General features: G+C 48.2%; 6 protein-coding genes and 1 pseudogene. All 7 read right to left on the bottom strand.

Annotated elements, in window-relative coordinates; genetic code table 11:
- Position 1: 1 nt before the first annotated feature.
- Positions 2-2866, bottom strand: coding sequence for a glycosyl hydrolase (locus NC99_RS08720; RefSeq protein WP_082326390.1), 2865 nt, complete (start codon positions 2864-2866; stop codon positions 2-4).
- A 39-nt stretch (positions 2867-2905) separates the two neighbouring features.
- A complete protein-coding gene (locus tag NC99_RS08725) occupies positions 2906-4126 on the bottom strand; it encodes an oligogalacturonate lyase family protein (RefSeq protein ID WP_053182391.1) in 1221 nt (406 codons plus the stop codon).
- 114 nt (positions 4127-4240) lie between these two features.
- Entirely contained in the window at positions 4241-6355 is a 2115-nt protein-coding gene (locus NC99_RS08730) for a TIM-barrel domain-containing protein (RefSeq protein ID WP_053182394.1), read from the bottom strand.
- 498 nt (positions 6356-6853) lie between these two features.
- Complete coding sequence (locus NC99_RS08740) at positions 6854-7732, bottom strand: tetratricopeptide repeat protein (protein ID WP_053182400.1); 879 nt, start codon at positions 7730-7732, stop codon at positions 6854-6856.
- An 11-nt stretch (positions 7733-7743) separates the two neighbouring features.
- Entirely contained in the window at positions 7744-9018 is a 1275-nt protein-coding gene (locus NC99_RS08745; RefSeq protein WP_053182403.1) for a pectate lyase family protein, read from the bottom strand.
- A gap of 143 nt (positions 9019-9161) precedes the next feature.
- Positions 9162-10811 carry a hypothetical protein gene (locus tag NC99_RS08750; protein WP_053182406.1) on the bottom strand — a complete coding sequence of 550 codons (1650 nt, stop codon included), beginning with the start codon at positions 10809-10811 and terminating at the stop codon, positions 9162-9164.
- A 38-nt stretch (positions 10812-10849) separates the two neighbouring features.
- Positions 10850-11397: pseudogene (locus tag NC99_RS22100) on the bottom strand (hypothetical protein); the annotation flags it as partial.

The raw sequence follows: 11397 nt of genomic DNA on the forward strand, positions 1-11397 counted from the left end.
CTTACTGGTTTTTTATTTCTAAAGGTGTCAGACTTACCGGCCCAAGCAATCCTGAGGGAAGCGGTTCCCAATGTGCGGCCGTAAACACCCCGTCGGGACCCACGTTCTCGCGCTTGTTTGCGGCAAAGTTGATGTTGTAAAATTTCTTGTAATTCACGCCGTTTTTATCCATGTCGATGATGCGGTTGGCCATCAGGTTCGACACCTTCACTTCCAATTCGTTGGTTTCTTTCAACAAACTTGGATCGATGCTTAACTGATAGCTTGGCCCGACCAAGGTTCCGAGTTTTTCACCATTCAGGTAAACCGAAGCGGATTCATGCACTTCTCCCAAATCGAGCAAGTAAGCAGAAGCTTCTGCCTGTGGTTTGTCGAATGAAATTTGGTAGCTGGCCGTTCCCGAGAACTTCTTCAATTCATCCGATTGTTCGGTCCACGATTTTAGTTCGGTGGTTTGGTAGGAAGCCGGCAAGCTTGGCCCGCCCTTTTCAAAGGCCACCGTCCATTCGCCACTCAATTCATTTTTTTCTGAAGCAGCAGTCATCATCGGATAATCATCCAATTGTACTTTGTACGGATACCATTGCAGAATGAGGGTTTCGCCCGGCGCCAGCTGCAAATAAACCTGTGACTGGTTTTCATCAACTTTCTGAACGCTGGCTTTCCCTTTGGCGCGGTTCATCGGGTTAAACCAGGCGGCATGTTCTCCCGAAGTCTGCAAAGTCACCCACTGATCAACCGGCTGATCGCTCCAGTTGGTGATAAAATAGCAAGTGCCTTCCACGCGTTTCACCCGATTGTACCACAAGCCAAGCTGTGCCAGTTCTTCCGGATAAACATCCACCATCTCCAGCATCCCATCCATGTCGTCACTCATCAGGAAGTTTCCATCGCCTCTACTATAAACGGACAGGTTCATCACCGGATTGAACTCCATGGATTTTACCAGCCCCTCATAAGCCTGCTGACGGTTTTTCAAATCGCCCATTCCGGGCACATCAACCGGCAGTTGCTCCTGAAACACGATGGTGGCGCCGGCTTCGGCCAACTCCAGTAATTTTTCCATGGTTGCCAAAGGCATGTGTTCGCATTTGGGTACAACAATGGTTTTATACGTGGCACCCGGCGCTTTAATCAGTTTGTTTTGGGCAGTCAGTTTCTGGATTTGCCTATCCGAAATATAGTCGAACGAGTATCCTTTAGCAAGAAATAGCTCGCTGAGTTCACGGGTTAGCGGCTCCTGCGGTTTTCCAAAGTGCGCCAACATACTGCGCCCTTTCTGTGACCAGGTGTCATATATCGGAAAATAAAGTAAAATGTCGTTGTTTGGGATCGACTTCTGCATGAACGACTGGCAATTGGTGACGTAATCGTTCAGCGCTTTCATGTCGGGCCACCACGAGTTGGTCGGTGCAAAATGCACGGCGGCATAAAACAACCAGCCCGGCCATTCTTCTCCCTGAGGCGAATAGGGTGTTCCGTGATACACGATGTGGTTGACGCCATGCGCCAGGTAGCGGTCGAAGTTTTGCTTGGCATCGCCCAGGTTGGCCAGAAAATGCTCGTCGAGCCAGGTGGAAGCCTCGCAGGCAATCAATTCCTTTCCGGAAACATGCCCGGCCGAGGTCGCCATTTTGATGCGCATGGGGTTGAGCCCTTCCGTTTCGGGAATGTGGCTGGCTTCGTATAAATCGAGGATATTGGCAGGCGAACCATGTGCCTGGTTGCGAATGACCGCGTTGTGCGACTCGGCCCAACCGGCCCAGACTCTGGTGAATTCGTCCAGCAGCAAATCCGAAATTGTTTCGCGGTAATCGCAAAGCACCCGGCTGTTTTTTTCTTCGGAATCGTTACCAAACAAGGCTGGCAAATAGTTTTTCAAATCGTAACCCCGGCGGGCTTCAAATTCTTCGAAAAAGCGGGGTGTCCAGTTCGATTCGCCACTGGCATCGTCCACTTCGTAGGAGTCGTTAAAAAAGGCGCGCAAGCCGGATAAATCGCGGCCCTCAGCTTTGTCGTCGTAATCTTTCAGGAATTTGCGTGTCGCTTCCTCCGAAAAATGATCAATCACATTGCCTTCGCCACCTTGTCCGGCACGCTCCACCATTTTGCCATGCCAACCTTGAAAAACAGCGTATAAATTCCAGTTTCCTTCTGGTGCTTGCCACTCGAGTTGACCATTGCCGTCAACCAGGGAAGTGAGCTCAAGCACTTCGCCGGCATCGCTGTAGGCCATCAGTGTTTGCAAGGGAAGCGGCTTTTCAAACCGAATCTGGTCCAGGGCCAATTCATTTAAATTGGTATTGCTGCTAATCGGGAATTTCACTTCCGAGATCTCAACGCGGCGACCCACAGCACGAATCAACGGCTCCTGTATGTAAGTCACTTTTTCATTCAGCCGTTGCCCGGTTTTCAGGCTGTATTGCTTGAACTGCACGTTCCGGCAAGCATCCTCAGCTGAAATCCACGGCCCGCCAAACGGCCAGCCTGATGCGTTAGCCAAGTCGATGCCCAAATCCAGGCGTTTGCCCTCATTCAGCGTATGTTCCAGTGCATCCATCCATTCGTCAGACTGAAAAAGCAGGGCCTGGTCTTCATAGCCTTTCACCCCGTAGATGGGTGTAATTTCCAAGCCGCCAAAGCCGGCTTCTTCCAGTTCTTCCATGTTGGCGGTCAAATCGGTAGGATTCACCGCGCTATCGTGCCACCACCAACGGGTCCAGGGCTTGGTTTCGTTGGTAATTTCAGGCCATTCTACCTCCGCGCCACTTTTATCGGTACTGCAGCCGACCAGCGCAATCAGCAAACAGATGGCGAAGCCATTCAGTAAAAAAGAAGCTTTTGTTTGTCCTATTCGTGTTGCCATAAATGTTTATTTTTTCATTTCCTGTAAGATACCCACAATTTATTGAACCGCCCGCTTCAGCTCAACCGCATAAATATCCGACTGACCTTCAAAGTTGGCTCGAAAGATGATCCACTTCATGTCAGGAGAAAAATGCACATTCGGCTCGAGCTGATAGTCGTGATGTTTCATATTCACCAGCCGTTGCGACCGAAAACGATCGCCTTCTGGATAAAACAGATAAATCCACATGCCATCGCTGGCTTTGGCTACCTGTCCCGGATCGCCACCATCGCCGGCAAACAGTGTTTGATCGGGCGAAAGTGTGAAGTGGATTGACCATTCGTCGCGGGTGAGCGAATAGCGTTTTTCTTCGCCTGTTTTCACATCCACTCCGGCCAAAAAGAAAGCTTCTCCGCGCGGTAACTGCAGGTCGAACCAAATGCGTTTTCCATCGGGACTAAAAAACTCGTGTCCGGCAATTTCCATGTCCATGGTTCGCTTGTGCATCAGTTTTGGCTCGCCACCATGGATATTGATGGTCCAAATGCGATCGACTTTGTGCCAGGGGCCTTCGTGACAAAACATGAGCAATTCCGGTTCAGTTGGTGAAAACTGGATGTGGTTGAGCCAGGCATTTTCAGAATAAATATTTTTGAATTCTCCACTTGCCACCTCAATGGTAAACAGTGAACGCCTCAGTCGTGCTTCGTAAATCACATTGAAATAGTCGCTTTTTTTGGGGTTTTGCCGAAAAAGCTCCTGTTCTTTGGGAGAGCTCACCGCGCCTGCCAGCAAAGTTTCATCGGCATTGAGGGTAGTAATATTGGCCCGAATGCTATCAGGAAAAACATAAATCAGCCGGGTTTTGCGGTCGTCCACCCCGGTTGAAAACACGCTGTCGCCACACTGGTAAAAAACACGGCGACTCATCTTACCGACAATCTCGCCCGACACTCCTTTTTTATTGGTGAGTTGTTCTGTTTCGCGGGTTTTCAAATCGACTGAAAATAGTTGCCGTTCACCGTCCACCATGCCGTAAAAAATCATCTTGTCGTTTTCGGTGCTGGTGCCCGGAAGAAATGGATTATTGTGAAAATAAAAGCTGCGGTTGTCACCTTCACGATCAGTGAGGTGAACAAGCTTATGACCGGTATCCCTATCAATCCAGGCCGCTGGCATTGGTTGCTGCGCTCCGGTTTCCAAAACCGGCAAATCTTGTGCCTGACTAGAAATGGACAGGATCAGCAGGGCAGTGAAGTAGAGCAAGATTTTTTTCATGGTATTTTGATTAGTGAAAGCTGGCCCGGTTCCGGCTCAGTTTTCGGTTAATGTTCCTTTGCTTTTTTCAGCACAACTTTTCTTCTTTCCTATACTACGTTGTTACGACTATTTTCAATTTACCCATCCTTCGCCGGCTTCCAAATCACTCATTTTATACTTAACGGAAGTAATTCTGACTGATTCATCATACAGCTGATTAAAATCCGGCAGCACCAAGTTACTGCCTTTTTTTAAAAACACGGGGGTCTGATGAACAGGTGCTTCAACCTCAACATAAGTGCCGCCCTCCAATTCCTCGTTCGTCCAAAGGTTAATCCAGGTTTCACCGGCTGGCAAATACAGCCGATGCGAGCTTTTGCCATCTTCCCAGACCACCGAAACCAGCAAGTCGTCTCCATACAGGTAAGTTGCCCAATCGTTCCAACTCTCGGGCTGATCGGGATACTCCAAAAACAGCGGACGGGCAACCGGCATTCCGGTGTCATGAGCCACTTGTGCAAAATGGTAGGTGTAATCCACCAGGCTCATCCGGAGTTTCGAATAAAAGCGCCAAATAGCCAGCAGTTCCTGATCAAATGAAGGCTCATAATTCATTCCCCAAAACCCCAGGTTGTTGGTGGGCCCCACCTCCATGATGGGTGAAAAGCAGGCAAATCCCATCCAGCGCATGGTGGCCTCGCGCTCCATTCTTTTGGGGTAACCGCCGGTGTCTGATCCCCAAATGGGATAGCCCATCACCGCACAACGCTGCATACCGATGAGGGCCGAGCGCAGCCCTTCAGCGGGGTTGCCGGTATCGCCCGCCCAAAGTGCACCGTATTTGGCACTACCGGTGTACTGCGCCCGGGGAAACAAAATAAAGTCGTCGCCCAAAACAGGTTGAATGGCTTCATAAGCCGCTTTTACATATTGCCGCGGATAATCGTTAAAATTTTCGCGATAAGTCGTTCCGATCGACGTTTTCAGATGAAGTGAGTCCCGTAGCTTTTCGCCATCAGCGCGATCCAGCTTGTAGCCTTTCACGCCCATTTTGGCGAGCTTGGCCGGCCCGTTTTCAGCCCACCATTGACAGGCTTCTTCGTTGGTGAAGTCCATGAGAACCTGGCGCGAATTTTTCCATTCGCTGCTCACCAAATCATATTCACGTTCTTCCGCCACATCGGCCATGTCGCCCATCACAAAAGGTCCAATCCAAAGCATCACTTCCACCTTTTTCGCATTAAGCCAGCCAATCATTTCTTCGAATTTGGGTAGCCGCTCTTCGTCGACCAGGTAATCGTCGAAGCCACGTACGCCAGGCCCCCACGGGCGGTCGATCCAGTAAGCGGTGACCGGAATATCATAGGCTTCCATCATCAAAATATCTTCTACCAAATCGGAATTATAAGGTGCATGGACTGGCGATCCATCAAAATGTGTTGTCCTGTTGACATGCTCATCGCGCCAGCGCCACGGGCCAAAAGCCCATTTGGGAGGCACAAATGAAGGTCCGGTTTCGAGGGCATGGCGTTTGACCAGCTCGGCCGGATTTTCGTCCATCATCAATGAAAAGGAAAACTCGGGCCCTTCGAACGAAATTTGAACCAAATCCGGATTTTCCTTGCAGAAATCGATCACGCCCGGCCAGGTGCCATGCACGAACAAGGCATAGTTTTCAGAAGAAATATAAAAAGGTGCATAGGCCGAAACGGTAGGTTTTAGCTTCACTTCAACTTTTTCGCCCCGAAGGTTTAAGCCGGTGGTCATTCCTTCTTCCCACGATTTGGTTTGAGGCCCATCAACTACCCGCTCGAAAATACCGGTAAAATATTCGTTGGGGGCAGCAGTTGTTTTTAAAAACCAGGAAGCGGGCTCTTCTTCCGAGTTTTCCAGCCTAAAGGTCAATTCAAGTTCCTTGTCCTTTTCAACCAGCTCGAGCACCACAATTTCACCGCCGCTATTCCACCGATAGCTTGAAGCTCCTTGTTGTTTACTTACTTCAGGTTCTCCTTTCACCCAACGAATCTCGCCACTATGCTGGTAACCAATGGCACCGGTTTCTTCACCGGGAGAAATGGTTAATCCTTCGCCATAAGGATTGAAAATTTGAAGGGCTGCAAATGAATCGTCGCCGGAGTTCAACACGGAAACTGATTGTGGAGAATTACAGGCTTGAATAGTTGTAAAAAATAATAAGGCCAGCAAAAACCTCAACTGTCCCGCATCTATCATTCGTTTAGGGTTCATCGTTCTACTTCAGTTTATATTGGTCATTCTAAAAATTGTCTATTCAATGGTTCGATTAAGTTCCGCTCACAAATTTGGTGAGGAAAGCTTATTTTCTCCTGTAATTCTGTACACAACTACCGGGACAAACTGGTTTTATCGGACCACTTGCAGCGCCAATCAAACGCTTTTGAAAGAAATCTGCCAAACGGATCATAAGGGCCAACAAGTGAGGGCAAATCCGGCTTTGGCCTGTAAAAACATCCATTCGCTTACAAAAGGAGCAAAGACAGTTTCGAAAAAATGGCTAAACCTGCACCCAACCCGACGGAAATGCAAAAAACGGTGCGGAAATGCGATTCGACCAGGTTAAATGGCATTTCCGTCTGGTTTTTTGCATTTCCGCCCGGTCATGAGGCATTTCCGCCTGGTTTTTTGCGCTTCCGTCCGGTCGTGAAGCTTTTCCGTCTGGTTTACCGTAAGCCGCAGCCGATCGTCCCATTTTTGCATAAATCCGGATTACAGTCGACTTTTCATTTTAGCAGCTTCTTCTTCCTTAGACTGCTTTTTGTAGGTTTTATACAAGGTATGGATCAGCTGTTTGTCGTTTGGAAAATCCTTCAGCGCTTGCTCCAGCAGCAATCGGGCTTTCTCGTAGCCGGCATTAATATTTTCGAGTCGTTTTTTGGTGTTGATGTAATCCTCCAACTTGGCGCCTTTGTTCGACTCATAATTCGCTACCTCTTTTGTATTCCGTTCATCGGTTAGCTCAAACAAGACGATTCCCAACATTTTCCTGGCTCGCTTATCATTCGGAAAAAGCTGCTGCATCTCTTCAAAAATCGCCATTGCTTCCTGATATTTTTTGATCCGTTCCAACGAAAAACCATACAGATACAAGTAGTTCTTATTCTGAGGAGCCTGAGTGAGCACCTTCTCAAAAAATTCAGCCGATCTCTCGTATTGCCCTGAATTGAAATACAGATAGGCCAGTTTCTTGTCGAATTCAAATTCTTCTTCGGGAACATTTGATTTTCCGGCCAACAACGCGGCTTCGGCTTTTTCCACATCCTTTAAACCGAAGAAGGCATCGGAAAGCAGGCGCGATGCGCGGCCCACATTGTAACCCAGCTCAATACTTTCCTGAAGAAAGGGGATGGCTTTTTCGTGCTGATTGATCCGGGCGTAATTGGCACCCGCATGATAAATACACACCGTATCGATGATGTTTTGAGCATGAAAAGCCTTCGCGGCGGCTTCAAAAGCTTTGGCGGCAGCTTCATATTGCTCCTGTGTTTCGGCGCTGATGCCGTCACTTTTTAATACCTCGGGCGTTTGAGCAAACAGGCTCAAGCAAAAGAAACCAACCAGGGCCATCGTACTGACTAACTTTTTCATCTTTCATCTATTTATTTAATTAACCCATTCAGATAAACTTCCAGGTTCGTATAATCCGCATCCAGCTTGAACTGCCCTGCATCGGTTGAATCGGCTGGATCCAGTCCCTTCTTCCGTTCCCATTTGTCGGGCATGCCGTCGCGGTCGGTATCAAGCGCCGGGTCTCGCGACCACTGTTTTTGGGTTATCCCAACCGGCAACTCGCTTTCGTCGGCTATAATTTTGCCTTTCCTGCCGTATGATTTCAGCTCCTTCATCAGCAGTTGATCCACCGCGTCGCGTTTGGGGAAACTTGCCCCGGCGTTGGCCAACACCTGCTTCAAGGCCAGCTCAGCCGGCTCGGCCTGCAATTCAGGGAAATTCGGCACCGGTTCCTCCAGCCAGGTCACAATTCCATAAGCATCTTTTGAGAGCACCTTCCCATCCAATTTTCCGTTCCGGTTATTGTCAAAATGATTGTTCTTCGCATAGATGGAAAAGTTTTCGTTACCCCGTGTAAAGGGTTTTCCCTTGGTATCAGGCCCGGTGATAAAATAATTATCGGTGACAATTGCGTTTGATTTGTACTGCGATTCGCCACCCAAAATATAGCCATCGCCGCCCCAGTTATACACCACATTGTTGACAAACTGGTTGCGGCCTTTCATTTTGATGTTGCGGGTGTGGTTGTCGATGTACAGGGTGCGCAACATGGTGGTGCCACCCTCGGTTTGCACCAGTCCGCCGCAAGAATGCGGTTGCAAGCCCTGTGCAATAATCGAATTTTGAATGGTTACCCGTACCGGCCCATCGACCACCTTCATGGAGCTAACCGAAAAATTTTCGTCGGTTCCCCACGAGACTGACATATGATCGAAAATCATATCGTGTCCCTGGTAGATGCCTGCAGCATCAATTCCTTTGCCAGCCGCTTTGCCCGTTCGAATCCGAATAAAACGACAAATCAGATGGTTGGCATTGGTGAATGAAACGCCATTCCCACTGAGTGTAATCCCTTCGCCCGGTGCTGTTTGCCCGGCAATGGTCAGATTTTCTGAAAGCGACAGCCGATCCTGCAACTGAATCACGCCGCCAACCTCAAAAACCACGGTTCTGTTGGGCTGGCTAACCGCATCACGAAATGAACCCGGACCAGCGTCATTCAGATTGGTGACAATATACACTTCGCCGCCACGCCCGCCGCGTGCAAATTTCCCAAAACCTTCGGCTCCCGGGAAAGCCGGCGTTTGCGCAGAAACGGTGAAACTTGTCAACAAGAATAAAAAAAACAATTTGAATGAATTCATCACTTTTGTAGATTTTTAATTCGCTGCACAAACAGCTAAATGCTTTTACTTCTATCACGTAGCGACTGAAAGAAACGGATTTGGCAGCCCGGGAAAATTCCAGGCTGCCAAACCAATCAGTATCCTTACGGATCAAGCGCTTTCTACTGCAGATCGTAATCTATAAAAAAATCACCATCCATAATTTTGGTTCGTACAGACTCCTGCATCGACTGCGGATATTTAGGCACAACCCGATCGGCAATGATGGACATGTCGTTGTACCGTTTGGCCATTCGATACAACATTCCCATCACCCGTCCTTCTGCAGGATACTCCAGCAGCATGCCATCCAAAAGCGCCAAGTCGTAGGCTTTGATTCGCTCATCTTCAGTCATCTCATAATCTTCGGCGGTTGGATCAGGCAACTCATGGAATTCGCCGTTAACACAGCCTGTGATACCGATATTATAATAACTTGAATTTTCCATAAAAGTCTGATAACGCAGGTCCCACTGTTTCACATCATTGCCCACCTGGGTGATGGTCGTGTCGATGCGGCCGGTAACGAACCGCCCATGCACACCTCCATTCAGCAGTGCACCTGCCGGATCCCAGTTGCCCAGATGGTTCTCAGCTTCGGCCAGCCAGAAATGCAAATCGTGTGCCCGGTATATCGGAATACTGGCATCACTCTGGTAGGGTTGTCTCCAGCGGTAGTTGCTGTGGTATTTTCCAACCACTGTATCACCATCCTGACTGAGGAAGTTACAATACCGTCCGCGCCTGTCGTTTTCGCTATACTTGCTCATGGCAAAGGTCGTAGGACGAATTAAATATTGAGCCGGATATCGTTTACCGAAATAAGTAATCAAATCGTTGCTTTGATTATTGACTTGGTCGTAAATGATGGATGAAATTGCCGAACGGCTGTAGTAAATACCCTCAGCAAAAATCCGATAGTAATTACTGGTCCAACCGGCATTCAACCGGAACATGTAGCTATCCTCCAGAAAGGTGGTTGAGAGACGTGTCAGGATTTGTTCTTTCACCCAGGCATAGTCGGGCGAAGGTTGGGTCATGATCAATTCACAACGCAAAGCCATCCAATCAGGAGTGATGTACCGCCAGTGATGGTACTGTCCATCGTTGGGGTTTTCCGGATCCAGCCAGTCTCCCCAGTTCATTTCCAATGTACCATCAATTCCGTTGACGCCATTGTCAATGAGATCCAAACATTTATCAACGATTTCTTCCACACTGTTTAAGCGGGTAAAAATGGAAGCATCAGTCACATCTTTCAGCTCCGTTACCGGATCATCAAAATAAATCGCTTCGCCGTAGTTTTTTGCCAATTGGAAATAGGTCCACGCCTTGATGCGCAATGTACCGCTGATCAAGGCCTTGAAATTGGCTTCGGTACTACTATCCATGGCGTCTCCCAGCTCCTCACGATAAGCGAACATTTTCTCCAAATAATCATTGCAGGCAATAATCACAGCGTAAATGTCCACCGGATCAGCATATTGGTTATTCTGAGAATAGTTGTAGCTATACAATTGCCACAGGTCTTCGGGCGCATCGAAGGTTGGCTCCATAAAATCAGCACGAATATCGGACATAAAGACCAGCTGATCGCCCACGATTTGCATCTTGGAGATGATTCCCAGGTAGCCTGAGTACATTTCACTTTGTGCGCTGATATAATCATCGGAGTTGATAATGTCGGAAGGGTCGGTGTCAAAATAATCTTCACAACCCGCAAATGAAAACACCATCAAAATGATGACTATATTTTTGAATATCTTTTTCATATGATTAAATTTTTATGCTATTAATTCAATTTCCCGACTTAGAAATTCAGGTTAAATCCAAATTTTACGCTTCGGGGAATGACTGCTTTCGCATAATCAACGCCCTGTAAAGCTTCCGCATACGAATAGGCAAATTCCGGATCCAGTCCCAGGTAGTCCGTCCAGGTCAGCAGGTTTTCACCGGCAACATAAATTTTTCCTGAGCGGAAGAAATTCACAAACGTTTTGTCAAACTCGTAAGCAAAGGTCAAATATTTCAATTTCAGATAGGAAGCGTCTTCAATCCAACGTGATGAAAACGCATTGTTGTTCATCGGATCGCCGTACACCGCTTTTGGCATATTGGTGACCTGACCGTCCAACTGCCAGCGATTAACCGCAGCCCTGGACTGGTTATTGAAGTTATCCATGGCCTCGACCGAACGACGCGTTGCATTGTAGGCTTCATTTCCTGAAGAGTAGGTAAACTCAGCTGACAAGGAGAAATTTTTGTAACGCACATAGGAATGGAATCCACCGAAAAAATCGGGCGTGGCCGACCCCAGAATTTGTTTGTCGGCATCGGTAATTTGTCCGTCGTTGTTCA

Source organism: Sunxiuqinia dokdonensis (assembly GCF_001270965.1).
Classification (GTDB): Bacteria; Bacteroidota; Bacteroidia; order Bacteroidales; family Prolixibacteraceae; genus Sunxiuqinia; species Sunxiuqinia dokdonensis.

Excerpts from the sequence above, each read along its gene's own strand:
- NC99_RS08750 (WP_053182406.1), bottom strand. The coding sequence starts at position 10,811 with ATGAAAAAGATATTCAAAAATATAGTCATCATTTTGATGGTGTTTTCA.
- NC99_RS08725 (WP_053182391.1), bottom strand. The coding sequence starts at position 4,126 with ATGAAAAAAATCTTGCTCTACTTCACTGCCCTGCTGATCCTGTCCATT.
- NC99_RS08730 (WP_053182394.1), bottom strand. The coding sequence starts at position 6,355 with ATGAACCCTAAACGAATGATAGATGCGGGACAGTTGAGGTTTTTGCTG.
- NC99_RS08745 (WP_053182403.1), bottom strand. The coding sequence starts at position 9,018 with ATGAATTCATTCAAATTGTTTTTTTTATTCTTGTTGACAAGTTTCACC.
- NC99_RS08720 (WP_082326390.1), bottom strand. The coding sequence starts at position 2,866 with ATGGCAACACGAATAGGACAAACAAAAGCTTCTTTTTTACTGAATGGC.
- NC99_RS08740 (WP_053182400.1), bottom strand. The coding sequence starts at position 7,732 with ATGAAAAAGTTAGTCAGTACGATGGCCCTGGTTGGTTTCTTTTGCTTG.